The organism is Rhizobacter sp. P2_D12 (genome assembly GCF_056404395.1).
Map to the genome: position 1 here is coordinate 14,253 of NZ_JBFUEB010000032.1, position 26,204 is coordinate 40,456.

At 70.3% G+C, this 26,204-nt stretch carries 27 protein-coding genes; 17 read left to right on the forward strand and 10 right to left on the reverse strand.

Translation table 11 applies throughout. From position 1 onward, the window contains the following. Positions 1-40 precede the first annotated feature (40 nt). On the forward strand, positions 41-442 hold the full coding sequence (locus AC1DYN_RS13020; protein ID WP_477960082.1) for a hypothetical protein: 402 nt from the start codon (positions 41-43) through the stop codon (positions 440-442). Here AC1DYN_RS13020 and AC1DYN_RS13025 read toward each other — a convergent pair whose 3' ends face one another. Genes AC1DYN_RS13025 through AC1DYN_RS13035 form a run of 3 tightly spaced genes read right to left on the reverse strand, consistent with a single transcriptional unit; the run spans position 443 to position 2,860 of the window. Then, the gene (locus AC1DYN_RS13025; protein WP_477960084.1) at positions 443-1,249 is read right to left on the reverse strand and encodes a LytR/AlgR family response regulator transcription factor; all 807 of its coding nucleotides are present in this window, start codon (positions 1,247-1,249) and stop codon (positions 443-445) included. It abuts the gene before it with no gap. After that, positions 1,246-2,325, reverse strand: coding sequence for a sensor histidine kinase (locus AC1DYN_RS13030; protein ID WP_477960086.1), 1,080 nt, complete (start codon positions 2,323-2,325; stop codon positions 1,246-1,248). Before AC1DYN_RS13030 ends, AC1DYN_RS13025 begins: the two co-directional genes overlap by 4 nt. 34 nt (positions 2,326-2,359) lie before the next feature. Then, entirely contained in the window at positions 2,360-2,860 is a 501-nt protein-coding gene (locus AC1DYN_RS13035; RefSeq protein WP_477960088.1) for a DUF6622 family protein, read from the reverse strand. 176 nt (positions 2,861-3,036) lie between these two features. On the opposite strand from AC1DYN_RS13035, the gene AC1DYN_RS13040 reads away from it, so the two are divergent. Beyond that, positions 3,037-4,758: a M14 family metallopeptidase gene (locus tag AC1DYN_RS13040; RefSeq protein WP_477960090.1), complete on the forward strand. Its 1,722-nt coding sequence runs from the start codon at positions 3,037-3,039 to the stop codon at positions 4,756-4,758. A 332-nt stretch (positions 4,759-5,090) separates the two neighbouring features. Here the strand turns inward: AC1DYN_RS13040 and AC1DYN_RS13045 are convergent, their stop codons facing one another. Then, the gene (locus AC1DYN_RS13045) at positions 5,091-6,614 is read right to left on the reverse strand and encodes a helicase HerA-like domain-containing protein (RefSeq protein WP_477960092.1); all 1,524 of its coding nucleotides are present in this window, start codon (positions 6,612-6,614) and stop codon (positions 5,091-5,093) included. Positions 6,615-6,705: 91 nt separating this feature from the next. Here AC1DYN_RS13045 and AC1DYN_RS13050 point away from each other — a divergent pair, with 91 nt between their 5' ends. Genes AC1DYN_RS13050 through rng form a run of 9 tightly spaced genes read left to right on the forward strand, consistent with a single transcriptional unit; the run spans position 6,706 to position 14,178 of the window. Then, positions 6,706-7,431, forward strand: a complete 726-nt coding sequence (locus tag AC1DYN_RS13050; protein ID WP_477960094.1) for a YebC/PmpR family DNA-binding transcriptional regulator — start codon at positions 6,706-6,708, stop codon at positions 7,429-7,431. 10 nt (positions 7,432-7,441) lie between these two features. Then, positions 7,442-8,728, forward strand: a complete 1,287-nt coding sequence (purD, locus tag AC1DYN_RS13055; RefSeq protein WP_477960096.1) for a phosphoribosylamine--glycine ligase — start codon at positions 7,442-7,444, stop codon at positions 8,726-8,728. A gap of 6 nt (positions 8,729-8,734) precedes the next feature. Then, complete coding sequence (locus AC1DYN_RS13060; RefSeq protein WP_477960098.1) at positions 8,735-9,337, forward strand: 1-acyl-sn-glycerol-3-phosphate acyltransferase; 603 nt, start codon at positions 8,735-8,737, stop codon at positions 9,335-9,337. Then, entirely contained in the window at positions 9,334-10,257 is a 924-nt protein-coding gene (gene hemF / locus AC1DYN_RS13065; protein WP_477960100.1) for an oxygen-dependent coproporphyrinogen oxidase, read from the forward strand. Before AC1DYN_RS13060 ends, hemF begins: the two co-directional genes overlap by 4 nt. Beyond that, positions 10,254-10,850 (forward strand): nicotinate-nucleotide adenylyltransferase, encoded by a 597-nt coding sequence (nadD, locus tag AC1DYN_RS13070; RefSeq protein WP_477960102.1) that lies wholly within the window; start codon positions 10,254-10,256, stop codon positions 10,848-10,850. Before hemF ends, nadD begins: the two co-directional genes overlap by 4 nt. Next, on the forward strand, positions 10,851-11,558 hold the full coding sequence (rsfS, locus tag AC1DYN_RS13075) for a ribosome silencing factor (RefSeq protein WP_477960104.1): 708 nt from the start codon (positions 10,851-10,853) through the stop codon (positions 11,556-11,558). Then, positions 11,555-12,022, forward strand: coding sequence for a 23S rRNA (pseudouridine(1915)-N(3))-methyltransferase RlmH (gene rlmH, locus AC1DYN_RS13080; RefSeq protein WP_477960106.1), 468 nt, complete (start codon positions 11,555-11,557; stop codon positions 12,020-12,022). The genes rsfS and rlmH overlap by 4 nt, the downstream gene beginning before the upstream one ends. 13 nt (positions 12,023-12,035) lie before the next feature. Then, on the forward strand, positions 12,036-12,647 hold the full coding sequence (locus tag AC1DYN_RS13085; RefSeq protein WP_477960108.1) for a Maf family protein: 612 nt from the start codon (positions 12,036-12,038) through the stop codon (positions 12,645-12,647). Between the two features lie 25 nt (positions 12,648-12,672). Further along, a complete protein-coding gene (gene rng / locus AC1DYN_RS13090; protein WP_477960110.1) occupies positions 12,673-14,178 on the forward strand; it encodes a ribonuclease G in 1,506 nt (501 codons plus the stop codon). 7 nt (positions 14,179-14,185) lie between these two features. On the opposite strand, the gene AC1DYN_RS13095 is transcribed toward rng, so the two are convergent. Both AC1DYN_RS13095 and AC1DYN_RS13100 read right to left on the reverse strand, forming a co-directional pair. Next, the gene (locus tag AC1DYN_RS13095) at positions 14,186-14,911 is read right to left on the reverse strand and encodes a class I SAM-dependent methyltransferase (RefSeq protein WP_477960112.1); all 726 of its coding nucleotides are present in this window, start codon (positions 14,909-14,911) and stop codon (positions 14,186-14,188) included. Continuing rightward, positions 14,908-15,996, reverse strand: coding sequence for a glycosyltransferase WbsX family protein (locus AC1DYN_RS13100; protein WP_477960114.1), 1,089 nt, complete (start codon positions 15,994-15,996; stop codon positions 14,908-14,910). The genes AC1DYN_RS13095 and AC1DYN_RS13100 overlap by 4 nt, the downstream gene beginning before the upstream one ends. Before the next feature lie 78 nt (positions 15,997-16,074). Here AC1DYN_RS13100 and AC1DYN_RS13105 point away from each other — a divergent pair, with 78 nt between their 5' ends. Beyond that, complete coding sequence (locus AC1DYN_RS13105) at positions 16,075-17,049, forward strand: DUF5672 family protein (protein ID WP_477960116.1); 975 nt, start codon at positions 16,075-16,077, stop codon at positions 17,047-17,049. Beyond that, positions 17,046-18,134 (forward strand): glycosyltransferase family 9 protein, encoded by a 1,089-nt coding sequence (locus AC1DYN_RS13110; protein WP_477960118.1) that lies wholly within the window; start codon positions 17,046-17,048, stop codon positions 18,132-18,134. The genes AC1DYN_RS13105 and AC1DYN_RS13110 overlap by 4 nt, the downstream gene beginning before the upstream one ends. On the opposite strand, the gene AC1DYN_RS13115 is transcribed toward AC1DYN_RS13110, so the two are convergent. Genes AC1DYN_RS13115 through msbA form a run of 4 tightly spaced genes read right to left on the reverse strand, consistent with a single transcriptional unit; the run spans position 18,115 to position 22,657 of the window. Continuing rightward, positions 18,115-19,191, reverse strand: a complete 1,077-nt coding sequence (locus AC1DYN_RS13115) for a glycosyltransferase family 4 protein (protein ID WP_477960120.1) — start codon at positions 19,189-19,191, stop codon at positions 18,115-18,117. The genes AC1DYN_RS13110 and AC1DYN_RS13115 overlap by 20 nt on opposite strands. A gap of 6 nt (positions 19,192-19,197) precedes the next feature. Continuing rightward, positions 19,198-20,067 carry a glycosyltransferase family protein gene (locus AC1DYN_RS13120; RefSeq protein ID WP_477960122.1) on the reverse strand — a complete coding sequence of 290 codons (870 nt, stop codon included), beginning with the start codon at positions 20,065-20,067 and terminating at the stop codon, positions 19,198-19,200. Continuing rightward, positions 20,064-20,882, reverse strand: coding sequence for a glycosyltransferase family 2 protein (locus AC1DYN_RS13125; protein WP_477960124.1), 819 nt, complete (start codon positions 20,880-20,882; stop codon positions 20,064-20,066). Before AC1DYN_RS13125 ends, AC1DYN_RS13120 begins: the two co-directional genes overlap by 4 nt. Beyond that, on the reverse strand, positions 20,879-22,657 hold the full coding sequence (gene msbA, locus AC1DYN_RS13130; RefSeq protein ID WP_477960126.1) for a lipid A export permease/ATP-binding protein MsbA: 1,779 nt from the start codon (positions 22,655-22,657) through the stop codon (positions 20,879-20,881). The genes AC1DYN_RS13125 and msbA overlap by 4 nt, the downstream gene beginning before the upstream one ends. A gap of 76 nt (positions 22,658-22,733) precedes the next feature. Between msbA and AC1DYN_RS13135 the strand changes: the two genes are divergently transcribed. From AC1DYN_RS13135 to ybgF, 4 genes are read left to right on the forward strand one after another with little or no spacing between them, the layout of a single operon-like run. Further along, a complete protein-coding gene (locus tag AC1DYN_RS13135; protein WP_477960128.1) occupies positions 22,734-23,528 on the forward strand; it encodes a glycosyltransferase family 2 protein in 795 nt (264 codons plus the stop codon). Beyond that, complete coding sequence (gene tolB / locus AC1DYN_RS13140; protein WP_477960130.1) at positions 23,528-24,814, forward strand: Tol-Pal system beta propeller repeat protein TolB; 1,287 nt, start codon at positions 23,528-23,530, stop codon at positions 24,812-24,814. Before AC1DYN_RS13135 ends, tolB begins: the two co-directional genes overlap by 1 nt. Positions 24,815-24,866: 52 nt before the next feature. Then, entirely contained in the window at positions 24,867-25,403 is a 537-nt protein-coding gene (gene pal, locus AC1DYN_RS13145) for a peptidoglycan-associated lipoprotein Pal (RefSeq protein ID WP_477960132.1), read from the forward strand. A 14-nt stretch (positions 25,404-25,417) separates the two neighbouring features. Then, positions 25,418-26,203 (forward strand): tol-pal system protein YbgF, encoded by a 786-nt coding sequence (gene ybgF, locus AC1DYN_RS13150; protein ID WP_477960134.1) that lies wholly within the window; start codon positions 25,418-25,420, stop codon positions 26,201-26,203. Position 26,204 lies beyond the last annotated feature (1 nt).

Below are 26,204 nucleotides of genomic sequence, written 5' to 3' on the forward strand. Positions count from 1 at the left end.
CGCCGCCATCGCGGTGGCGTCCGACCCGAAGGAGCACACGATGTTGAATCGCAAGACCCTGTTCGTTGCCGCACTGGCCGTCGCCGGTGCCTCGTTCACCGTGGGCGCACAGGCTGCCAACGTGCACTGGTCGGTGGGCATCAACCTGCCGCCGGTCAGCACCGTGGTGTCGACCGGACCCGTCTATGCCGAGCCGGCCTATGTCGAACCGGCTTATTACTACGCACCGGCACCGGTCTACGTGCAGCCGGCACCGGTGGTGGTCTACCGCCCGCGGCCCATCTACCGTCCCTACCCGGTCTATCGTCCGTACCCGGTGGTGGTGCCGCACTATGGCCCGGGGCACGTGACGTACCGCGGCGGCTGGGACGGGCGTGGCGATCACTGGGGTGACCACGGCCATGGCCGCGACGATGGTCCCCACGGCGGCCACCGCCGCTGATCACATCGGCTTGAAGATGTGGGCGTAGAGGCGGCTCACGCCCAGCTTGTCGGCGTGGCCGCGCAGGGTCAGCGTGATCTTGCCGGCCTCGTCGCGCAACGCGGTGGCGATCGCGTCCGAGCGCACCACGGTGCCGCGGTGGATCTGCCAGAAGCGTTGCATGTCCAGTTGCGGCAGCAGCTCGCGCAGCGAGATGCGCACCAGGTACTCGCGCTGCGCGGTGACGACGCGCACGTACTTGTCGGCCGCCTCGAAGTACAGCACCTCGGCCACCGGCACCATGTGGATCGCCGGGCCCACCGCCGCCTGGATCACCGTGAGCTGCGGTGCGGCCGGTGCCGCTGACACGCCGCTGCCGAGCAGCTGGCGCAACTGGCTGAGCGCCGAATCGATTGCCGCATCGCCGTTCGCCGGCGTGCGTTGACCGAGGGCCGCCTGCACCCGCTCGCAGGTCTGCGCCAGCCGGGCCGGCTGCACCGGCTTCAGCACGTAGTCGATCGCGGCGTGGTCGAAGGCCTGCAGCGCGTACTCGTCGTACGCCGTCACGAACACCACCACCGGCAGCGGCGAGCCATCGTCCGGCCACTCCTCGACGATGGCCTGGGCCGCCTCCAGGCCGGTCAAGCCGGGCATGCGGATGTCCAGGAACAGCACCTGCGGGCGCAGCGTCAGCGCCTGCTGCACCGCGGCCTCGCCGTGCGTGGCGCTGGCGACGACCTGCAGCCCGGGCCATGCCGACTGCAGCTCGGCCTTCAGGTTGGCGGCGAGCAGCGGCTCGTCTTCGGCGATCAGCGCGGTGGCATTCATGCGTTCGGGCTCCAGGGCAGGCGGACGGTGGCCAGCGTGCCGCCTTCGCCATCGGGTGCCGCGCCCAGGTGGAACGCGGCCGTGTCGCCATACAGCGTGGCCAGCCGCCGCTGCACCTGGCTCAGACCGAAATGGGTACCGTCGGGCGTGTCGTCGGCCGCACCGTCGGACAGGCCGGCACCGGTGTCGCGCACCCGCAGCACCAGCTGGTCGCCTTCGCGCCGCGCCGACACCCGCAGCCGCCCGCCCTGCACGTGCGGCTCCAGCCCGTGCTTGATGGCGTTCTCGATCAGCGGCTGCAGCAACAGCGGCGGCACCGGCCGCTCCGCCAGCTCGGCCGGCAGGTCGAACTCGGGCTGCAGGCGTTCGCCCATGCGGATCTTCATCAGCTCGAGGTAGTCGCGCACCCGGGCGAACTCGGCCGACAGCGGGTGCAGCGTGGCGCGCGACGCCGACAGCGTGGCGCGCAGGAAGGCGATCAGCTGGTCCAGCATCAGCTGCGCGCGCGGCGGGTCGAGCCCGATCAGCACGCGCAGGTTGGCCAGCGTGTTGAACAGCATGTGCGGCTCGAGCTGCGACTCCAGCAGCTTCAGCTGGTTCTCGGCCGAATCGCGCTGCGCGGCCGCGAGCTGGCGCAGCCGCATCTGGTCCTTGCCGCGGGCGTAGAAGAAGAACGAGATGCCGGCGCTGACCGCGATGCACATCAGCAGGTAGCTCAGCATCGAGCGCGGCGACGAGCGCCACATGTCGAGCAGCGGCCGGTCGTAGGCCAGGTCGCCCAGGGTGTTGCCCAGCAGGTAGCCGAAGAAGATGGCGCCGCCCTGCAGCGCCCAGCGCCGCCAGCCTTCGGGCCAGCCGGTCTCGGGGTTGATGCGCACCACCAGGCGGCTGAAATCCATCAGTGTCCAGATGCTCAGCCCGATGGCCTGCGCGTAGACCATTTGCACATGCCACGGGCCGGGGCGGTTCAGCGCGAGCACGATGCCGATGAAGGTGTTGAAGCCGGCCACGATCAGGCCGTGTCTCAGGAAATCGAGCGGCCGGATGGCGTTGTTGTCGTCGATCGGTGTCGGCATCGCGGGATTGTGCGGGATCTGGTTTCGGGCGGACTCAGGCCGGGACCGGGGTGCGGGAGGCGCGCCACATCGCGAGGCCGCGGCTCAGGAACAGCCCGCTGAAGGCGCCGTAGACGAGCGCGACCACGCTGGCGAAGCCGTGGCGGGCGGAAAACTCGGGGTGCAGCGCCAGCGTCGCACCGACTGCGAACTTGACGGCGAACAGGCCGACCAGCAGCGCCAGTGGCACCCAGCTGCCGGGAACCCGCACGCGCCGCGTGGCCGCCGACCATTCGATGCCGCGCCAGCCGCCGGCGAAGCGCACCGTCAGCAGCGTCTTCGCAACGCCGGCGGCCCAGCCGAAGAGCACCGCGCCGCTCCAACCGAAGGTGGCGCCCAGGCCGGCCAGCGACAGCGCGGCCAGCGCCAGCGGCAGCAGCGTGGCGCGCTGCAGCGTCAGCTGGCGCGGCGCCATCTGCAGGATGCCGATGGCGACCAGGCCGGCGAGCAGGGCCCAGGCCCAGGTCGGCGCGTGCTGGAGGATGGCGATGAACATGGCGGGCTCCGGGATGGTGGCGGGGTGGCGATGGACGCACTGTGGCGGGTGGCGCGGCAGGCGCCCAGCCGGCTGCGACGAAACGCCGCCGCGGGTCGCGAGCGGTGCCGGCCCGGGCGCGAAGCGGCCGCGACGCCGTATAGTCACCGCCGCCCTTGCGTCCCACGGAGACCTGCATGTCTTTCCTGCCCCCGCTGCCGCGCCTTCCGGTCGGCCTTGCGCTGCTGGCCGCTGCCGCGCTGATCGGCTGCAGCTCGCCGATGCCCCCCTGGGTGCCGCCGGAGACCGGCACGCCGCCGCTGGCGCGCATCCCGGCCAGGCCGGCCGCTGCGGCTTCCGCACCGGCTGCCGAGTTGCCGGCCCCGGGGGCGCCCTACAACGCCGCCGTGGCGGCCCGCTTCCCCGAACCGGCGGTCGACTTCCGCACCCCGGCCTTCCAGCCTGGCCATGCCGGCTTCACCAGCAATGCCGAGCTGCAGGCGGTGCTGCGCGAGATCGTGCACGGCGGGCGCAATGCGACGCTGCTGTCGCTGGGCAGCTCGCAGTCGGGCGTGCCGCTGGAGGCGGTGCTGTTCACGCGCAACCCCGACATGTCGCCGGCGGCGGTGCTGCGCAGCGGGCGTCCGACGGTGCTGCTGGTCGGCCAGCAGCACGGCGACGAGCCGGCCGGCAGCGAGGCACTGGTCGTGCTGGCGCGCGAGCTGTCCGCCGGCAGCCTGGAGGAACTGCTCGACCGCATCAACGTGATCGTGCTGCCGCGCGCCAACCCCGACGGCGCGCAGGCCGGGCGCCGCGTCACCGCGAGCGGCATCGATGCGAACCGCGACCACCTGCTGCTGAAGACCCCGGAGGCGCAGGCCCAGGCGCGGCTGGTGCGCGACTTCCAGCCGGTGGTCGTGGTGGATGCGCACGAGTACACCGTGGTAGGCCGCTTCCTCGAGAAGTTCAACGCGGTGCAGCGCTTCGACGCGCTGGTGCAGTACGCGACCACGGCCAACCTGCCGGAGTTCATCACCAAGGCGTCGGAGGAGTGGTTCCGCCAGCCGATGCTCGCGAGCCTGAAGCAGCAGGGCATCAGCTCGGAGTGGTACTACACGACCTCGGTCGACGTGAACGACAAGAAGATCTCGATGGGCGGCACGCAGCCGGACACCGGGCGCAACGTCAACGGGCTGAAGAACGCGGTCAGCATCCTGATCGAGACGCGCGGCGTCGGCATCGGGCGGCTGCACCTGAAGCGGCGCGTGCAGACGCACGTGGTGGCGATCGGCAGCTTCCTGCGCAGCGCGGCCGAGCACGCGGGCGACCTGGTCAAGCTGCGCCAGTACGTCGATGCCGACGTGGCCTCGAAGGCCTGCCAGGGCGAGGCGGTGGTCGAGGCCGGCCCGACGCCGAGCGAATACACGCTGCAGATGATCGATCCGGCCAGCGGCGCCGACAAGGCGCTGGTCGTCAACTGGGATTCGGCGCTCGAGCTGCAGCCGCTGAAGACGCGGCCGCGCGCCTGCGGCTACTGGCTGGCGGCCGACCAGACCGATGCGGTGATGCGGCTGCGCACGCTGGGGGTGCGGGTGGAGCAGGTGAGCGGCATGGGCGTGATGCAGGGCGAGACCTATGCCGAGACCGGCCGCGAGAGCGGTGTGCGGCAGGACGTGCGCGGCACCATCGCCGATGGCGGTGCGGTGGTGCGTGCCCAGGTGCAACTGACGCAGACGCTGCTGGACGTGCCGGTGGGCAGCTACTACGTGCCGCTGAGCCAGCCGCTGGCCAACCTGGTGATCGCGGCGCTGGAGCCCGACACGCAGAACAGCTTCTTCGCCAACGGCATCATCGGCAGCGTCAGGAGCGAAGCGCGGGTCACCGCCGTGCCCGGGGTCAAGCTCAATGTTCTCCCGTAGCCCGGATGCCAATCCGGGTGTGGCGTCGGCGCGAGCGAAGGCGCGTGTGGGGAGGCCGGGGCGCGCCGGATGGAGCGGTCGCCGCGCCGGGGGCGCGTCGACTTCCCTGCGCCGTCTGCTTTCAAGGCCCGTCGCCGAAACTCCCGCCGCTCGCTGCGCTCGCTGTGGTCAAACAGTCGGCGACAAGTCAGTCCACGAAGCGTGCTGGCGCACGCGGGCCTTGAAAGCAGCCAGCTCCGGCGCCCCATCCTGATTGGCGCGCCCCAGCCTCCCCACACGCGCCTTCGCCGAACCGGCGTTTCGTGCCTGCAATCCGGGCTGCCAGCGACAGATCAGCGGCGCTTGCTGCCGCCGAGCAGGCTGCCCAGCACCCCGCGGATCAGCTCACGCCCGACGCTGGTGCCGATCGTGCGCACTGCCGACTTGGCCATCGTCTGCGCCAGCCCGTCGTGCTTGCCGCCGCGTGGCCCGGTGGTGCCGAACAGCACGTCGCTGAGCATGCCACCGAGGCCACCACCGGCCGGGGTGGGCTGGGCCGTGCCGGCAGGCACCGTGGCGGTCGGCGCCGCCTCCGCGCTCGCCACTCCCCGGCCCTTGAGCTTCTCGTAGGCCGACTCCCGGTCCACCGTCTTCTCGTACACCCCCGCCACCAGCGAGTTCGCGACCAGCGCCTTGCGCTGCTCCGGCGTGATCGGGCCGATCTGGCTCCCCGGCGGCAGCACGAACACGCGCTGCGTGACGCTCGGCCGCCCCTTCTCGTCCAGCAGGCTGACCAGCGCCTCGCCGACCGCCAGCTCGGTGATCGCGGTCTCGATGTCGAGCCCCGGGTTCGCGCGCATCGTGCTCGCCGCCGACTTGACCGCCTTCTGGTCGCGCGGCGTGAACGCGCGCAGCGCATGCTGCACCCGGTTGCCCAGCTGGGCCAGCACGGTGTCCGGGATGTCCAGCGGGTTCTGCGTCACGAAGTAGACGCCGACACCCTTGCTGCGCACCAGCCGCACCACCAGCTCGATGCGCTCGACCAGCGCCGCCGGCGCGTCCTTGAACAGCAGGTGCGCCTCGTCGAAGAAGAACACCAGCTTGGGCCGTTCCAGGTCACCGACCTCGGGCAGCTGCTCGAACAGCTCGGACAGCATCCACAGCAGGAAGGTGGCATACAGCCGCGGTGCGTTCATCAGCTTGTCGGCCGACAGCACGTTGATGACGCCCCGGCCGTCCACCGCCTGCATGAAATCGCTGATGTTCAGCATCGGCTCGCCGAAGAACCTGTCGCCCCCCTGCTCGTCGATCTGCAGCAGCCCGCGCTGGATCGCGCCGACGCTGGCGGCGCTGACGTTGCCGTACTCGGTGGTGAACTGGCTCGCGTTCTCGCCGACGTGCTGCAGCATCGCGCGCAGGTCTTTCAGGTCGAGCAGCAGCAGGCCGTTGTCGTCGGCGATCTTGAACACCAGGTTCAGCACGCCCGCCTGGGTCTCGTTCAGCGCCAGCATGCGCGCCAGCAGCAGCGGGCCCATGTCGCTGACGGTGGCGCGCACCGGGTGGCCCTGTTCGCCGAACACGTCCCACAGCGTGGCCGGGCAGGCGGCCGGGACCGGGGCGTCCAGCCCGCGTTCCTTCAGCACCGCGGCCAGCTTGTCGCCGAGCTTGCCGGCCTGGGTGATGCCGGTCAGGTCGCCCTTGACGTCGGCCATGAAGACCGGCACGCCCAGCCGGCTGAAATTCTCGGCCAGCGTCTGCAGCGTGATGGTCTTGCCGGTGCCGGTGGCGCCGGTGATCAATCCGTGGCGGTTGGCCAGTGCCGGCAGCAGGAAACACTCGGCCTTGTCGTGCTTGGCGATCAGAATCGGCTCGGCCATGGGTTTCTCCGGTGGGCAGGCAAGTAAAATTGCAGTCTATCCAAGAACATTGCCCACCCGGCTGCCGGCGTGGGCCCTCAGAGGAGCCTTCATGGCCGGACATTCGAAATGGGCCAACATCCAGCACCGCAAGGGGCGTCAGGATGAAAAGCGCGGCAAGATCTGGACCCGCGTGATCCGCGAGATCATGGTCGCCGCGCGCCAGGGCGGCGGCGACGTCAAGGAGAACCCGCGGCTGCGGCTGGCGGTCGACAAGGCCAAGGCCGCCAACATGCCGGCCGACACCATCAAGAAGAACATCGACAAGGCCACCGGCAACCTCGAAGGCGTCAGCTACGAGGAAATCCGCTACGAAGGCTATGGCATCGGCGGCGCGGCCGTGATCGTCGATTGCATGACCGACAACCGCGTGCGCACCGTGGCCGAGATCCGCCACGCCTTCAGCAAGTACGGCGGCAACCTGGGCACCGAAGGCTCGGTGGCGTTCCAGTTCAAGCATTGCGGCCAGTTCGTCTTCGCGCCCGGCACCAGCGAGGACAAGGTGATGGAAGTCGCCCTCGAAGCCGGCGCCGAAGACGTGCTGACCGACGACGACGGCGCGATCGAGGTGCTGTGCACGCCGGTCGATTTCGAGGCCGTCAAGGCCGCGCTCGAAGGCGCCGGCCTGAAACCCGACGTCGCCGAGGTCACGATGCGGGCCGAGAACACCATCGACCTGAGCGGCGAAGACGCGCAGCGCATGCAGAAGCTGCTCGACGTGATCGAAGACCTGGACGACACGCAGGATGTCTTCCACAACGCCGTCCTCGGCGAATGAGAGTGAGTTCATGAAAGTTCTGGTCATCGGTTCCGGCGGACGCGAGCACGCGCTGGCCTGGAAGCTCGCGCAGTCGCCCAAGGTGCAGGTGGTCTACGTGGCCCCGGGCAACGGCGGCACCGCGCTCGACGTACGCTTGAAGAACGTCGCGATCACCTCCGCCCCCGCGTTGGCCGACTTCGCGCAGGCCGAGAAGATCGCGCTGACGGTGGTCGGCCCCGAAGGGCCGCTCGCGGCCGGCGTGGTCGACGAGTTCCGCGCGCGCGGCCTGCGCGTGTTCGGCCCCACGCAGGCGGCGGCGCAGCTCGAGAGCTCGAAGGCCTTCGCGAAGGACTTCATGCAGCGCCACGGCATCCCGACCGCGCTGTACGCGACCTTCGACGATGCGAAGGCCGCGCATGCGCACGTCGACAAGCACGGCGCGCCCATCGTCATCAAGGCCGACGGCCTGGCGGCGGGCAAGGGCGTGGTCGTCGCGATGACGCTGGCCGAGGCGCACGAGGCGATCGACTGGATCCTCGGCGGCCAGGACAACCGGCTGGGCGTGCAGCACAACGCCGGCGGGGCGCGGGTCGTGATCGAGGAGTTCCTGCAGGGCGAGGAAGCCAGCTTCATCGTGATGTGCGATGGCAAGAACGTGCTGCCGCTCGCGACCAGCCAGGACCACAAGCGTCTGCAAGACGGCGACGTCGGCCCCAACACCGGCGGCATGGGCGCGTATTCGCCGGCACCGGTGGTCACCCCCAACGTGCATGCGACGGTGATGCACGAGATCATCCTGCCGACCATCGCCGGCATGGCGCGCGACGGCACGCCGTTCACCGGCTTCCTGTACGCCGGCCTGATGATCGACGACGCAGGCGCCCCGAAGACGATCGAGTTCAACACGCGCCTGGGCGACCCGGAAACGCAGCCGATCATGATGCGGCTCAAGAGCGACCTGTTCGACGTGATGATGGCGGCCACCGACGGCACGCTCGACCAGGTCGAGCTGCAATGGGACCGGCGCGTCGCGCTGGGCGTCGTGATGGCGGCCGGCGGCTACCCGCTGAACCCGCGCAAGGGCGACGCGGTCACCGGGCTGCCGGCCGAGCAGCCGGATGCGGTGGTGTTCCATGCCGGCACCGCGCCGGAAAAAGGTGGCGTCGTCACGTCGGGCGGGCGCGTGCTGTGCGTGACGGCGCTGGGCGAATCGGTGAAGACGGCGCAACAGCGTGCCTACGAGGCGCTGCAGGGCATCCACTTCGACGGCATGCAGTTCCGGCGCGACATCGGTCACCGTGCGATCAAGCGCTGAGCCGGCATGGTCCTGACCGAGCGTCCGGTGCAACTGCGCGGCAGCGCCGTGGCCCGTGCGCTGCTGCGCCTGGCCGGCTGGCGCCTGCAGTTCAGCGGCCTGCCGGCGCGCCAGGGCGTGATCATCGTCTACCCGCACACCTCGAACTGGGACTTCGTCGTCGGCCTGGTCGCCAAGTGGGCGTCCGGCGTGCCGGTGACGTTCTGGAGCAAGGACAGCCTGTTCCGGCTGCCGTTGTTCGGGCGCTGGATGCGCTGGGTCGGCGGCGTCGCGGTCGATCGCGGCGCGCGCCACGGCATCGTCGGGCAGATGGCGCTGGCACTGCAGCAGGCGCGCCGGGACGACGGCTTCCTGTGGCTCGCGCTGTCGCCGGAAGGCACGCGCCGCCACACGCCGTGCTGGCGCTCGGGCTTCTACCACGTGACGGCGGCGGCCGGGGTGCCGCTGGCGCTCGGCTACTTCGACTACGCCGCGCGCGTGGTCTCGGTCGACCACTTCATCACCCTCAGCGGCGACGCGGCGCAGGACATGGCCGAGATCGCCGCCTACCTCGGTTCCCACACCGGACGCCGGCCCGAACAGGCCGGGCCGATCCGGCTCACGCCATGAACACTTCCGACGTCCGCGCCTACCTGCTGGGCCTGCAATCGCGCATCATCGCCGCCGCCGAGGCGGAGGACGGGCATGCCTTCGTCACCGACCACTGGGTGCGCGAACCCGGCGGCAAGCTCGAGGGCGAAGGGCTGTCGCGCCTGGTCGAAGAGGGCGGGCTGCTCGAGCGCGGCGGCTGCAGCTTCTCGCACGTGAAGGGCAAGGTGCTGCCGCCGTCGGCCACGCAGCACCGCCCCGAGCTGGCCGGCGCGCCGTTCGAGGCGATGGGCGTCTCGCTGGTGTTCCACCCGCGCAATCCCTACGTGCCGACGGTGCACATGAACGTGCGCATGCTGGCCGCGCTGCCGGCCGGCGCCGCGCCGGTCACCTGGTTCGGCGGCGGCATGGACCTGACGCCGTACTACGGCTTCGAGGACGACGCGCGGCACTTCCACCGCGTCAACCGCGACGCGCTCGCGCCCTTCGGCGACGACAAGTACCCGCGCTTCAAGCAGTGGTGCGACGAGTACTTCTTCCTGAAGCACCGCAACGAGCCGCGCGGCATCGGCGGCGTGTTCTTCGACGATTTCTCCGAGCTCGGCTTCGAGCGCAGCTTCGAGATGATGCGCGCGGTGGGCGATGCGTTCATCCCGGCCTACCTGCCGATCGTGCAGCGGCGCAAGGGCCTGGCCCATGGCGAGCGCGAGCGCGATTTCCAGGCCTATCGACGCGGGCGCTACGTCGAGTTCAACCTGGTGTTCGACCGCGGCACGCTGTTCGGGCTGCAGTCGGGCGGGCGCACCGAGTCGATCCTGATGTCGATGCCGCCGCTGGTGAAGTGGCGCTACAACTGGGCGCCCGAGGCCGGCACGCCCGAGGCGCGGCTGTACACCGATTTCCTGCGCCCGCGCGCGTGGGCCGACGAGACGCCGGCTTGAAGCGCATTGCCCTGTTCGGCGGCAGCTTCGACCCGGTGCACGCGGCGCACGTGGCGCTGGCAGGTGTCGCGTTGTCGCAACTCGGCCTCGACGAATTGCGCTGGGTGCCGGCCGGCCGCCAATGGCAGAAGCACCGCGACCTGACGCCGGCCGTGCACCGCGCGGCGATGGTGCGGCTGGCCATCGCCGGCGAGCCGCGTTTCGTGCTGGAAGACTGCGAGCTGCGGCGCAGCGGCGCGAGCTACACCTACGACACCGTGCGCGAGCTGCAGGCCGCCGAGCCCGGGGCCGAGTGGTTCCTGGTGATCGGGCAGGACCAGTACGCCGGCCTGCACAGCTGGGTGCGCTGGCAGGAGATGCTGCAGCGCGTCACGCTGGCGGTGGCCAACCGGCCCGGCGTCACCGTGCTGGCCAGCCCCGAGGTGCAGGCGGTGCCGCACCGGGTGGTGCCGCTGCCGATGATGGACGTCTCGTCGACCGAGATCCGCGCCCGCGTGGCGCGCGGACTCGCGGTCGACGATCTGGTGCCCGCCCCCGTGGCGCGCTATATTGCCCAACACGCCCTGTACCAGGGCGATCTCATCAGGAGTTGAATGGACATCCGAAAACTGCAGCGCGCCATCGTCGATGGTCTGGAAGACGTGAAGGCACAGAACATCCTCGTCTTCAACACCGAGCACCTCTCGCCGCTCTTCGAGCGCGTGATCATCGCCTCGGGCACCTCGAACCGGCAGACCAAGGCCCTCGCGGCCAGTGTGCGTGATGCGGTGAAATCGGGCGGCTTCCCGGTGCTGCGCACCGAGGGCGAAGACAACGGCGAATGGATCATCGTCGACTGCGGCGCGGCCGTGGTCCACGTGATGCAGCCGTCGATCCGCGACTACTACCACCTCGAAGAGATCTGGGGCGACAAGCCGGTCAAGCTGAAGGTCGACACCGCGCCGGTCAAGCTGGTGAAGGCCGAGGAAGTCCCGATCGCGAAGAAGTCGGCCGCGAAGAAGGCGCCGGCCGGGAAGACGGCGGCTGCCAAGGCGGCACCGGCCAGGAAGGCAGCTGCCAAAACGGCACCGGCCAAGAAGGCACCCGCCCGGAAGGCCGCACCTGCCAAGTCGGGCGTCACCCGCACGGTGGGCGTGAAGAGCGCCGCGCCGGCGAAACGGGCTGCACCCGTCAAAGCCGCACCGGCCAAGGCTGCACCAGCGAAGAAGGCCCCGGCGAAGAAGGCCGCGGCGAAGAAGGCCCCGGCCAAGGCGGCTCCGGCCAGGAAGGCGCCGGCCAAGAAGACCGCCTCGCGCGCGTGAAGCTGCTGCTGGTCGCCGTCGGCCAGCGCCAGCCGGCCTGGGCCGAGACGGCCTACGAGGACTTCGCGAAGCGCTTCCCGCCGGAGATGCGCCTCGAGCTGAAGGCCGTCAAGGCCGAGGCACGCGGTTCGCGCACCGCCGAACAGATGATGGCCGCCGAGGCCGTCCGCATCGAGGCGGCGCTGCCCAAGGGCGTGCGCCGCGTCGTGCTCGACGAGCGAGGCGACCGTCTCACCAGCGTGCAACTGGCTGCGCGCATGAAGGCCTGGCTGCCGGATGGCCGCGACGTGGCCTTCCTGGTCGGCGGCCCCGACGGCCTGGACGCCACGCTGAAGCAAGGCGCCGACGAGACGATGCGCCTGTCCGACCTGACGCTGCCGCACGCCTTTGCCCGCGTGCTGCTGGCCGAGGCGCTGTACCGGGCCTGGACGCTGACGGTGAACCACCCCTACCACCGCGAATAGCCCGCCCTTCACGATGCCTGCGCTGCACGATTTCATCTACCTCGCGTCGCAGAGCCCGCGCCGCCGCCAGTTGCTCGACCAGATCGGCGTGCGCCACGAGCTGCTGCTGCCGGGGCCGCACGAGGACGCCGAGGCGCTGGAGGCGGAGCGGCCCGGCGAGCTGCCGGCCGACTACGTCGAGCGCGTGACGCTCGCCAAGCTGGCCGCCGCCCGGGCCCGCCACGCGGCGCGCGGCCTGCCGCCGGCGCCCATCCTGTGCTCCGACACCACGGTGGCGGTGGGGCGCCGCATCCTCGGCAAGCCGGCCGACGCCGCCGATGCGCGCCGCGTGCTGGGCCTGCTGTCCGGGCGCACGCACCGGGTGCTGACGGCGGTGGCACTGGCGTACGGGCGGCGCCGCGAAATGCGGGTGAACGTCTCGCACGTGGACGTCGCGCCGCTGCCGGCCGCCTGGATCGAGGACTACATCGCGAGCGGCGACCCGTTCGGCAAGGCCGGCTCGTACGCGATCCAGAGCGCGATGGCCGGCTGGATCCGGCGCATCGCCGGCAGTCACTCCGGTATCATGGGTTTGCCCCTGTACGAAACGGCCCAACTGCTGAGACAAGCGCGCGTCAGGTTCTGACGACGCCGCCCCAACAAGAGCGCCCATGCAAGACATCCTCATCAACTGGGCACCCCAAGAGACCCGTGTCGCGATCGTCGAGAACGGCGCGGTGCAGGAATTGCACCTCGAGCGCACGCTCGAACGCGGCCTGGTCGGCAACATCTATGCGGGCCGGGTGGCGCGCGTGCTGCCGGGCATGCAATCGGCCTTCATCGACATCGGCCTGGAGCGAGCCGCCTTCCTGCATGTCGCCGACGTGCACGTGGCCGGCAGCAGCCCGCGCAACGACCATGCGCCGGGCGCCGCGCCGCCGGCGCCGATCGAGCGGCTGGTGTTCGAGGGCCAGACGCTGACGGTGCAGGTCATCAAGGATCCGATCGGCACCAAGGGCGCGCGCCTGTCGACGCAGATCAGCATCGCCGGGCGCATGCTGGTGTTCCTGCCGCAGGACGACCACATCGGCATCTCGCAGAAGATCGGCTCGCACGAGCTGCGCGACCAGCTGCGCACGCGCATGAACGAGCTGACGGGCAAGACCGAGGGCAGCCTGCCTGGCGCGGTGCCGTATGCCGGCGGCGGTTTCATCCTGCGCACCAATGCCGAGGACGCGAGCGACGCCGAGCTGGCCGACGACATCGCCTACCTGCGCAAGACCTGGGGCACGATCCGCGAGCGCAGCTTCAAGTCGCCGCCGGGCACCTTGCTGCACCAGGACCTGAGCCTGGTCGAACGGGTGCTGCGCGACCTGGTCAACGACACCACGCAGTCGATCCGCATCGATTCGCGCATGCAGTACGACCAGCTGGTGGCGTTCGGTGCCGAGTACATGCCGAGCTCGGTCGACAAGCTGCAGCACTACAAGGGCGAGCGGCCGATCTTCGACCTGTACAACATCGACGAGGAGATCGCGCGCGCGCTGGCGCGGCGCGTCGACCTGAAGTCGGGCGGCTACCTGATCATCGACCAGACCGAGGCGCTGACGACGATCGACGTCAACACCGGCGGCTATGTCGGCGCGCGCAACTTCGACGACACGATCTTCAAGACCAACCTGGAAGCGGCGCAGGCCATCGCGCGCCAGCTGCGGCTGCGCAACCTGGGCGGCATCATCATCATCGACTTCATCGACATGGCGCGCGACGAGCACCAGGGCACGGTGCTGGGCGAGCTGCGCAAGCAGCTGGCGCGCGACCGCACCAAGATCACGGTGAGCGGCTTCACGCAACTGGGGCTGGTCGAGATGACGCGCAAGCGCACCCGCGAGTCGCTGGCGCACATGCTGTGCGAGCCGTGCCCCACCTGCGGCGGCAAGGGGCAGGTGAAGACGCCGCGCAGCGTCTGCTACGACATCCTGCGCGAGATCCTGCGCGAGGCGCGGCAGTTCAACCCGAAGGAATTCCGCGTCATCGCGTCGGCCGCGGTGGTCGAGATGCTGCTCGACGAAGAGAGCCAGCACCTGGCCGGCCTGAGCGATTTCATCGGCAAGCCGATCTCGCTGCAGGCGGAGGCGGCGGGGTCGCCGGAGGCCTACGACATCGTGCTGATGTAGGCCGCGCTCAGCGCGCCGCGTCCTTCACCGCCGCGAACTCCCACAGCAGGTGCGCCGTGCGGTCCTGGTCGAGCGTCCAGCGCCGCTTGCCGCGCACGAAGCGCAGGCTCTCGCGCAGGTTGTAGGCGATCCAGCGCGCCGGTTGCCGCCGCTTGGCCTCGGCCACCCGCAAGGCCTCGCGTTCGGCTTCCTTCTCCGGTCCGGTGAAGTCGAGGTTGTGGTGCCGCACCCATTGCGAGCGCAGCAGCTCGAAACGTCCCTCGAAGCCGTAGATCGCACCGAATGGCCGCGGCCCGCAGAAATACTCGTGCGTGCGCTCGGTGATGATGTTGACGTGCGTCGGGTCCTGGAAGGCCTCGGCCTTCGGATACGCGGGCGTCACCGCGTACAGCCGGCCGCCCGGCGCCAGCACGCGCCAGATCTCGTTCATCAGCGTGATGAAGGGCAGGATGGTGCGGCGCTCGTCCGGCACCGCCAGCACGCGCGGGATGTGCTCGATGAAATCGAAGGCCGACACCGAGCCGAACATGCCGTCCGGGTACGGGATCGGGTCCAGCGCGAGGTTGGCCGCGCGCGACTCGAAGCCCTCGGTGGGCGGCAGCTCGCGGATGTCGACGCCGAACAGCCGCTTCTGGTCATAGGGGTTGCGCGGGTACTTGCCGCAACCCAGGTCGAGGTGGGTGTCGGGCAGGCCGGCAGGCAGCGTGCGGCGGGGCAGGGCGGGTTGTGTCATCGGGTCAGCTCGGCAAGGGTGTCCAGCAGCAGCGTGCCCTTCTCGGTGTCGGGCTCGAGGTAGGTGCCCTCGGCCCATTCGTTCCAGGCATTGAAGAACAGGAAGGGCGCGCCGGCTGCGCGCGCCTTGGCCAGTTGCGCCGCCATGCCGCGCCGGAACGCGGCCGGGTCGAAGTTGCGCATCACCAGCCCGCGCAGGCCGCGCCGCGGGCTGTTGTCCCAGTCCGCGAAACCGCCGGGGTAGGTGTGCGGCGGCAGGCGGCGCCGCGTGATCAGCTGCCACAGCGACGCATAGTCGTGGCTGTTCAGCCGGTGCGGCCGCGCATCGGGCTGCAGCCAGCGGCGCAGCCGCGCCACGTGCCGCAGCAGCTTCTCCTTGCGCCGGTACCAGCCTGGCTGGTGGTGCGTCAGCGTGTACATCGGCTCGAACTCCACCTGCGCGTCAGCCAGCCCGCTGCGCTCGTCGGCGCGGAACACCGTCAGCATCGACACGATGTGCAGCCCGGGCAGCCCGGCCTCGGCGGCCAGCGTGCGCCAGCGCGCCAGCATCGCCGCCAGCGGCGGGATCGACTGCGTGCGGTAGATCAGCAGCATCGGCTTGCCGTCGACGCGGATGTAGCGGCGGTCCTGGAAGGCCTTCAGCAGGTAGGCGAAATGCCGGTCCCAGTCGTCCTGCCCGCCGTACTCCTGCGGCATCAGCACGTCGCGCTCGCCGCCGTCCCAGGCGCGCGTCCACGGCTCGTTGGCCCAGGCCAGGCAGAACGGGAAGTCCGGTTCGCCGTCCTCGATCAGCGCCTGCACCGGCCGCTCCAGCAGCTGCCGGCCGTTGAACCAGTAGTGGTAGTAGCAGAAGCCGTGCACGCCCTTGCTGCGCGCCAGCTCGGCCTGCCAGGCGCGCGCCTCGCGCGTCGTCAGGTCGTAGTAGCGCTCGCCCAGCGGCACGCGCGGCTGGCGGTGCCCGCGGAACAGCGCGGTGGCCCGCTGCACGTTGGTCCAGTCGGTGAAGCCCTGTCCCCACCAGCGGTTGTTCTCTTCGATCTCGTGGAATTGCGGCAGGTGGAAGGCGATGATCTTCGGCTCGGCCATGCGGATGACGGGCGCGGCCGTCGTTGTGTCGTCGAATGTCGGAGTCTAGAGTGTCTTTGCAGGGACAATCGCCGTCCGATGAGCCCCTTGATCCTCCCGCAGGTGACCCTGTGCTGCGTCGATTCGACGCCGCGGCTGGCGTGGTCGTTGAAAGCCTTGCGCCATTGCCTGGCGCAGGTCGCGTTCGGCGACGCCTTCCTGTGCACCGACCGCGCCTCGCTGGCCGGGCATGAGCTGCCGCCGGGCGTGCGCTGGGTCGAGATCGCGCCACTGTCCAGCATCGAGGCCTATTCCGAATTCATGGTCAAGGGCCTGGCCGCGCACCTGCGCACCAGCCACCTGCTGGTCGTGCAGTGGGACGGCTACGTGCTGAACCCGGCCGCCTGGCGCGACGAGTTCCTGTCGGTCGACTACATCGGCGCGCCGTGGAACCACATTCCGCAGCCGTGGAAGGTCGGCAACGGCGGCTTCTCGCTGCGCTCGGCGGCCTTGCTGCAGGCCTTGCTGGATCCGGCGATCCAACCGGAGCACCCCGAGGACCTGTGCATCTGCAAGACGCACCGCGCGGCACTGGAGGCCCGAGGCCTGCGCTTCGCGCCGCTCGCGATGGCCGAGCGCTTCGCGGTCGAGGACGGTCCGCTGTCCGGCGAGGTGTTCGGCTTCCACGGCCCGTACCACCTGCCGGCGGTGCTGCCGCCGGACGAGACGCTGGCCTTCGTCGAATCGCTGGCGACGCCGGCGCTGCGTTCGCACTACTTCGGCAGCCTGCTGCGCGAGCTGGTGCAGGGCGCGCGGCGCGAGCCCGCGCTGCGGCCGGCGCTGGCGGCCTTCCAGCGGCTGGTGCTGAAGGCGATCGGTGAGATGGACGGCGCGGCCAGCCTGTCGCCGCAGGCGCTGGGCATGCTGAAGGCGCTGATCCGCCACGGACAGCGCGCACCCGCCGCGAGCCTGCTGGCGCGCCGGCGCGTCGCGCTGGGCCGCCGCTTCGCCGAACCGAAGCTGTGGCTGCGCCTGCAGTTCAATGCGCTGCGCGCCGCGGTGGCCGGACGATGACGAGCCGCATCGCCGCGCTGGAGCGCTATGCCGCGGCCACCTGGACGCCGCCGTTCGCGCAGCCGCTGCCCTCCAACGCCGAGGCCTATGCGGCCCGGGCCTCGCGCTGGAAGGTCGCGCGCCGCCGCGCGATGCGCGAACTGAACCTGGCGCTGCACGGCCAGAGCGGGCTGCAGCGCACGCACATCGATCCGGCGCGGCACCGCCGCCTGCTGTGGATCCACCAGGGCACGCCGCAGGTGGGCGATTCGCTGATGGACCTGGCGGCGCGCGTGCTGCTGGCCGGCCGCGTCGAACGCATCGACCTGCTGACCGAGCCGCACCTGCTCGGCCTGTACCGCAGCGACCGCGTGTTCGCCCACGCGGTGTCGAGCGCGGCCGACCTGCCCGGCGACCACGACCTGGTGCTGCTGCACAGCATCTCGTCGCGTTCGGTGAAGGACAAGCTGGCRCATTTCCGCCGGCTGCCGTTCGCCCACGTGCAGGGCTGCTACACCGGGCCGGAGTTCAACCGCACGCTGTTCGGCTTCCACCGCTTCGCGCAGCTGCTGGGCCTGCCGGCCGGCGGCCTCGACGCGATCGCTCGCCCCACGATGACCGCATCGCCCGAGGAGCACGCCGCCATCGACCGCCTTCGGATCCCGCCCGGCGCCATCGCCGTCGCGCTGGGCGGCGTGCGCGACTGGCGCACATTTTCTCGGTGGGTCGAGGTGCTGCGCGGCCTGCGCAGCACCGGCTTCGCCTCGCCCATCGTGCTGGTCGGCGCCGACAACGGCCTGGCGATGCGCGACCAGGTCGTTGCGGCCGGCATCGGCCTGCCGCTGATCGACCGTGTCGCGCAGCACAGCCTCGGTGAAGTGCAGGCGCTGATCGGCTGTTGCGCTCTGGCGCTGTGTGCCGATGGCGGGCTGCTGCACGTCGCGCACACCACCGACACGCCGGTCGTCGCGCTGTTCGCCGGCGAGATCCTGCCGGCGTTCCGCGTCACCGCCGCCAACCGCACCACCTCGTTGCATGCGCCGGCACGCGTCGACGACATCGCGCCGGACGCGGTGGTGCAGGCCGTCAGCGCTGCGCTGAGCTGAGCAGGCGCTGGTAGATGCCGAGGTAGGTCTCGGCGGCCCGGTCCCAGCGGAAGCGAGCGGCGTGCGCACGGATCGCGAGGCCCTCGCGCAGCAGCCGCGGCATCTCGGCCTCGATCGTGCGGCGCATCGCCCGCGGCTCGAAGCTGTCGAAGTAGCCGGCATGCGCCCCGCCGATCTCCGGCAGGCTGGTCAGCCGCGACAGGAACACCGGCTTGCCGAAGTGCATCGCCTCCAGTGGCGGCAGCCCGAAGCCCTCGGTCAGCGACGGGAACACGAAGGCCTGGCAATGCGCGTACAGCCAGGTCTTGCGTGCATCGCTCACCTCGTTCACCACCGTCACGTTGGCCAGCCTGCGCTCGCGCACCTGGGCGGCCAGCCGGTCCGAATCTCCGGTGCGCGGCCCGGCCAGCACCAGCTGCTGGCCCGGCCACAGCGCCGCCATGTCGACCAGGCTCTGCGGGTTCTTCGAGGCGGCCATGCGGCTCAGGTGCAGCAGGTAGCGGCCCGGCGCGATGCCCTCGACCGCCTCCTGGGCATGGGCGTTCAGGTCGCGTGCGCCGTTCGGGATCACCGTGACCGGGCCGGTCCAGCCGAGGTGCTTGCGGATGTCGGCCTCGACGTGGCGTGTCAGCGTGGTCACCTCGTCGAAGCGGCGCAGGCGTTTGCGCAGCTTGTCGAGCGCCTTGCGCGCCTGCGGCTCGGCATCGTGGTAGACCGGGTTCAGGTCGTGGATGGTCAGCAGCGAGCGCTGCGTGCCCAGCGGCGGGATGATGCGCCCCAGCTGGTTCAGCCCGTGCCACACGTCGAAGCGGCGCAGGCCCTGCCAGTGCCAGTAGCCCTGCAGCTTGCTGGTGGACAGGTAGCCCACCTGCTCGCCGAAGCGGCCGTGCCAGCGCTTGGGCAGGTGCATGTGGAAGCGCACGCCCAGGCGGTCGCGCCAGTCGGGGGCGACGCGCGCGACGTGCTCGCAGATCTGCGTCGAGAACTCGCCCAGCCCGTCGCTGAGCGAGTCGATCATGCCGAGGCTGATGCCGACGTGGCGCAGGGGGGCGGCCATGCGGGCTCAGGCAATCAACTTGTAGTGCTTGCGGCTGAGGTCGCCGCCGAACCAGCGCTCGACGCGCATCGACAGGCGGTGCTTGCGCTCGCGGCTCGTCAGCACATGCGCCGGGTCGGGCGCGAAGTGCTGCTCGGCCTCGTCGCGCAGCCAGCCGGCCATCACCGCCGGGTGCGTGCCGGCGTAAGGTTTCAGCGACTGCGGATCGATGTTGCCGTAGTGCACCTTGGGCGCGCCGTGCGACCAGTATTTGCTCACCTGGTCGAGCTTGGCCTGCATGTAGTCGGTGCGGCGCACGTGGCCGTAGTGGTAGATGTGGGCGTTGGCCAGCGCCGCGTTCGGGTGGCGGCCGCGCCGATGCTTGTCCATCACGACCCAGAACTGGCCGTCGGGCGCGTAGCTGCGGATCGTGTTGCGGATCAGCCGGCATTCGCGCCGGTACCAGGCCGGGCTGACGGCCAGCCAGTGCGGCGAGCCGTAGAAGTGCAGGTAGTCGAACACCAGTGCCTCGACCTGCCGGTTGCCGTGGTGGCGCTCGACCGATGCGCGGATCGCGGCCAGCTCGGCTTCGTGCAGCACCTCGTCGCCTTCGAGGTAGAAGGCCCAGTCGCCGGTACAGGCGTACTGCGCGATCATCTTTTGCTGCGCATAGACGAAGCCGCGCGATTCCATGCGTTCGTTCCACACGGTGTCGATCAGGCGGATCTTCGGGTCGCCGATCGCGAGCAGCCGCTCGCGCGTGTCGTCCTCGCCGCGGCCGACCGCGATCACGAACTCGTCGACCAGCGGCAGCAGCGAGCGCACCGAGGCCTCGAACGGGAAGCCCAGCTTGACGCCGTTGCGCAGGAAGGTGAACCCGCTGATCGAGGCTGTCATTGGTGTGCGTTCAGGCGGGCCACTTCGCCGGGATTCCACTTCTGCTCCATCGGGATCAGCCGCGACGCGTCGGCGAAGGCCGGCGGCCGCGCGCGCAGCGTCACGCGGATGTAGTGGTGCACGAACACGTCGAGCGCGATGTGCAGCGGCCGCACGTCGCCGATCTCGACCGCACGCTTCTTGGCGCGCAGGAACAGGTCGGCATCGGCCGCCTGGATGCGCTCGTCCCACAGCCCGATGCGGTCGATCGCCCGGCGGTTCATCAGCACCGAATTGCCGACGTAGCCTTCGAGCACCAGCCCCTCGAACTGCTCGGCGCGCTGGCGGCTGAAGCGCTCCCAGTCGCCGTACATCCAGCGGTGCGACATGCCGAGCCAGGGTTGCTTGGCGCCGAAGAAGCGCACCGGCAGCGATGCGCGCTTCCAGCGCCGGCGCAGCGCGTGCGTGGCCTCGGGTGTCTCGATGCGCTCGATGCCGCATACCGTCAGCGCGTCCAGCCCGTGCGCTTCGGCATTGGCGACCAGCCGCTCGTCCCAGGCCGGCGGCACGACGATGTCGTTGTTCAGGAACGCCAGCCAGTCGCCCTGTGCCGCCGCGATGCCCTGGTTCTGCGTGTAGGGGTAGGAGTAGTTGGCCTTGTTGCGGATCACCTTCGCGCCGACCGACTCGAAGAACTCGGCCGAGCCGTCGGTCGACGCGTTGTCGATGATGATCAGCTCGGACGGCAGCTTCGTGTAGCGCTGCAGGTGCTCGACGAACCAGCGGTTCATCTCGAGCTGGTTGTGCACGGCGGTGATGATGCTGAGGCGGGTCATCCGCGAAACTCCGGTGTGGCGGCGTGGGATCTGAACTGCAGCGAGTGCAGGTGCGCGAACAGGCCCCCCTGGGCCAGCAGCTCGGCATGCGTGCCCTGCTCGACGACGCGGCCGGCCTCGAGCACCAGCACGCGGTCGGCGGCCTTGATGGTGGACAGGCGGTGCGCGATCACCAGGCTGGTGCGGCCGCGCATCAGCCGGTCGAGCGCCTCCTGCACCAGGCGCTCGGATTCGGAGTCGAGCGCCGACGTGGCCTCGTCGAGGATCAGGATCGGCGCGTCCTTGTAGATCGCGCGGGCGATCGCCAGGCGCTGGCGCTGGCCGCCCGACAGCTGGTTGCCGTTGTGGCCGATCAGCGTGTCCAGGCCCTGCGGCATGTCGTCGACGAACTTCAGCAGGTTGGCGCCGCGCAGCGCCTCGCGCACGCGCGCGGTGTCGACCGCCTCGCCGCCCAGCGCCACGTTGGCCGCCACCGTGTCGTTGAACAGCACCACGTCCTGGCTGACCAGCGCGAACTGCCGCCGCAGCGCGGCCACGTTCCAGTCGCGCAGCGCGTGCCCGTCGAGCAGCAGCTCACCGCTGGTCGGTTCGAGGAAGCGYGGCAGCAGGTTCACGAGCGTGGTCTTGCCGGCGCCGGACGGGCCGACCAGCGCGACCGTCTCGCCGACCTTCAGGTTCAGCGTCACGCCGTCCAGCGCCGGGGCCTGGTCTTCCTTGTAGCGCAGGCCCACGCCGCGCATCTCGATGCGGCCCGCGGCGCGGCCGGGATCGAAGCTGCCGCCTTGCTCGACCGGCGAATCGGTGATGAGTTCGACGCCCCGTTCCAGGGCGGCCAGCCCGCGCGTGATGGGCCCGGCCACCTCGGACAGGTGCTTGATCGGCGCCAGCAGCATCAGCATCGCGGTGATGAAGGCGGCGAAGCTGCCCGCCGTGCCGCCGTAGTGCGTGCTCTGCCACAGTGCCGCGATGATCACGGCCGACAGGCCGCAGGCGGCGATCATCTGCGTCACCGGCGTCATGGTCGCGGCCGCCATCGTCGACTTGATGGCCAGCCGGCGCAGCGTGTCGCTCAGGCCGCGGAAGCGCCCCGCCTGCGTGCCCTCGGCGCCGTGCAGCCGCACGATGCGCCAGGCCAGCACGTTCTCCTCGACCACGTAGGCGAGCTGGTCGGTGGCCTGCTGGCCCTCGACCGTCAGGCGGTGCAGCCGCTTGCTCAGCTTGCGCATCACGAAGGCCACCGCCGGCACCAGCACGCCGACGAACAGCGTCAGCTGCCAGTTCACCCACAGAAGGTAGGCCAGCAGCGCGATGAGCGTGGCCGAATCGCGCACCAGCGTCATCACCGAACCCACCAGCAGCCCGGCCCCCTGTTGCACCTCATAGGTCAGCGTGTTGGTCAGGCTGCTGGCGGTGTTGCGGCTGAACAGCGCGGGCTGCACCGTCATCAGCCGCTCGAACATCGCGGTGCGCAGCGCCTGCGTGCCGCGGTTGGCCGACCAGGCCAGGCCGTACTGCGCGACCAGCCCGGCGACGCCGCGGATGAAGAACAGGCCGATGATGGCCACCGGCACCATCCACAGCGGGATGCCGTTGCCGGTGAAGCCCTTGTCCAGCAGCGGGGCCATCAGGGCCGGCATCACCGGTTCGGTCAGCGCGCCGATGACCGAGCCGGCGATCATCAGCACGAAGCCCCGGCCGCTGTCGGCGAAATACGGTGCCAGGCGCTTCAGGCGGGATCGCAGCGGCAAGGCGGGGGGCAGGGTGGGGGTGCTCATTCCGGGCGCATTATCGTTTGCCGGCACTGCCTACAATCGCGGCACCCCACGATCCGCCTGCCTGCCGCCCTTCTTCATGCCTGCGCCCAACCTGTCGGTCATCGTCATCACGCACAACGAAGGCCACCAGATCGCGGACTGCCTGAAGAGCGTCGCGTTCGCCGACGAATGGATCGTCGTCGACTCCGGCAGCACCGACGACACCCGCGAGATCGCCGCCGCGCTAGGCGCCCGCGTGCTGCGCAGCGCCGACTGGCCGGGCTTCGGCCGCCAGAAGAACCGCGCGCTCGACGAGGCCCAGGGCCGCTGGGTGCTGAGCCTGGACGCCGACGAGCGCGTCAGCGCGCCGCTGGCGGCAGCGATCCGGGCGGCGGTGGCTGCATCCGATGCTGCGGGTGAAAGTGGAGCAACCGCTTACCAGCTGTCACGCCTGTCGCGCTTCTGCGGCCAGTGGATGCGCCACGGCGACTGGTACCCTGACCGCGTGACGCGGCTGTTCCTGCGCGGCCGCGCGCGTTTCACCGACGACCTGGTGCACGAGCGGCTGGACGTGCAGGGACCGGTCGCGCGGCTGGACGGCGAGCTGCTGCACGAGACCATGCCGACGCTGCACGACGCGCTGGACAAGATGAACCGCTACAGCAGCGGCCGGGCGCTCGACAAGCTGCGCGCCGGCCGGCAGGGCGGGCTGGGTACGGCGCTTGCCCATGGGGCCTGGGCGTTCGTGCGGGCCTACCTGCTGCGCCGCGGCTTCCTGGACGGCCGGCTCGGTTTCGTGCTGGCGGTCTACGTGGCCGAGGGCACGTACTACCGATACCTGAAAATGGCGTTCTCCGGAACCAAGAACACAATTCGAGATCAGGACCCTTGATGCTGAATCGACGTACCTTCTCCGCTTCCACCGGCCTCGCCTGTGCGGGCCTGGCGTTCACCGGCGCGGCCCGGGCCCAGTTCCGCGTCGAGATCGCGGGCGTCGGCGCCACCCAGGTGCCGATCGCGATCGTCAAGTTCCGCGACGAGGACAAGACCACGCAGGCGCTGTCGGCCATCATCCGGGCCGACCTGGAACGCGCCGGCGTGTTCCGCGGCATCGACACCAGCGCCACCATCGACGAGACCGCGTCGCCGGTGATGGGCGAGTGGCGCGCCCGCAGCGCCGATGCGCTGGTGGCCGGCTCGGTGACGCGGCTGGCCGACGGCCGCTTCGACGTGCGTTTCAAGCTCTGGGACATCGTCAAGGGCCAGGAGCTCGGCGGCCAGAGCAACGCGGTGCAGCCGGCCGACCTGCGGCTGGCGGCGCACCGCATCGCCGACTTCGTCTACGAGAAGCTGACCGGCGACAAGGGCGTCTTCTCGACCCGCATCGCCTACGTCACGCGCACCGGCACCCGCTACGCGCTGCGCGTGGCCGACGCCGACGGCGAGGGCGGCCAGGTGGCCCTGAACAGCCCCGAGCCGATCATCTCGCCGGCCTGGGCGCCGAACGGCCAGGAGCTGGCCTATGTGTCCTTCGAGTTGCAGAAGGCGGTGGTCTACGTGCAGGACGTGGCCTCCGGCAAGCGCCGCGTGATCGCCAACTTCCGCGGCTCGAACAGCGCGCCGGCCTGGGCGCCCGATGGCCAGTCGCTGGCCGTCACGCTGAGCCGCGACGGCGTCTCGCAGCTCTACACGATGGGCCGCAACGGCGAAAGCCCGAAGCGCATCACCGTCAGCCAGTCGATCGACACCGAACCCGTCTACGCGCCCGACGGCCGCACGCTGTTCTTCGTCAGCGACCGCGGCGGCGGCCCGCAGGTCTACCGCACGCCGGCCGCCGGCGGGGCGGTGGAGCGCGTGACCTTCTCGGGCGCGTACAACATCAGCCCGGCGCTCAGCCCGGACGGGCGCAACCTGGCCTACATTTCGCGCCAGGGCAACGCATTCCGGCTCTACCTGCTGGACTTGGCCACGCCCGGCGCGACGCCGCAGGCGCTGACCGACACCAGCGACGACGAGAGCCCGAGCTTCGCGCCCAACGGCCGGCTGATCATCTACGCGTCGCGCTCGCAGGGGCGCGACGTGCTGATGACGACGACGCTGGACGGCAAGATCAAGGCGAAGCTGGTGTCGACAGCCGCCGATGTCCGCGAGCCCATGTGGGGCCCGTACGGTCGCTGACGAAGCGGCCCGCGCATCTTTTCTCGACGATACAACGACCAGGAGCTACACCATGAAAGCAACACGACTCGTCTCTCTCTCCGCCCTGACCCTCGCGGCCCTGCTGGCCGGCTGCGCCTCGGGCGTCAAGCTGGACGACAAGCCGGCCCCGGTGGAGAACCGCTCGACCGGCGGCACCTCGGCCAACACCGGCGCCAACAACGCTGGCACCTCGCAGTCGCAGGTCGCGAGCGTCGACCTGACGAAGAACGCGACCGCGCCGATCGGCAGCGTCATCTATTTCGACTACGACAGCTACGTCGTGAAGGACGAGTTCCGCCCGACCATCGAGGCACAGGCCAAGAGCCTGGCCGGCAACAAGGCCAAGAAGATCACCATCGAAGGCCACACCGACGAGCGCGGCGGCCGCGAGTACAACCTGGCGCTGGGCCAGAAGCGCGCCGAGGCCGTCGTCAAGTCGCTGACGCTGCTGGGCGTGACCGAGTCGCAGGTCGAGGCGGTGAGCTTCGGCAAGGAGCGTCCTGCGGTGCAGGGCAGCGATGAAGCGGCCTGGGCCAAGAACCGCCGCGCCGAGTTCAACGCCAAGTAAGCCGGAGGCCGGGCATGCATCCGATCTTTCGTGGGCTCGCGCCGCTGCTGGCGGCGTTCGCGCTGCTCGCGGCGCCGGCGGCGCATGCCGGGCTGTTCGACGATGACGAGGCGCGCAGGGCCATCCTCGACCTGCGCGCCAAGCTCGAAGAGAGCAACAAGCTGCAGGCGCAGCGCCAGGCCGAGACGAACGCGCAGCTGATGGAGCAGATCTCTCTGCTCAAGCGCAGCCTGCTCGATTTGAACAGCCAGATCGAGCTGATGCGCACCGACGCGGCCAAGCTGGTCGGCCAGAACGAGCAGCTGACGCGCGACGTGGCCGAGCTGCAGCGCCGGCAGAAGGACATCGCGCAGGGCGTGGACGACCGCATCCGCAAGCTCGAGCCGCAGAAGGTGACGCTGGACGACAAGGAATTCCTCGTCGATCCGGAGGAGAAGAAGCAGTTCGACGACGCGATGGCGGTAATGCGCAAGGGCGACTTCGCCGGCGCGGCCTCGGCCTTCGTCAGCTTCCGCCAGCGCTTCCCCGCCAGCGGCTACAACGAGGTGGCGCTGTTCTGGCTGGGCAATGCGCAGTACGGCAAGCGCGAGTACCGCGAGGCGACCGCCTCGTTCCGCGAGCTGCTGAAGGTGGCGCCCGACAGCCCGCGTGCGCCGGAGGCGATGCTGTCGATCGCCAACTGCCAGATGGAGCTGAAGGACACCAAGGGCGCGAAGCGCACGCTGGACGACCTGCTGAAGGCCTACCCGAAGTCCGAGGCCGCGCAAGCGGGCAAGGAGCGGCTGGCGTCGATGAAGTGAT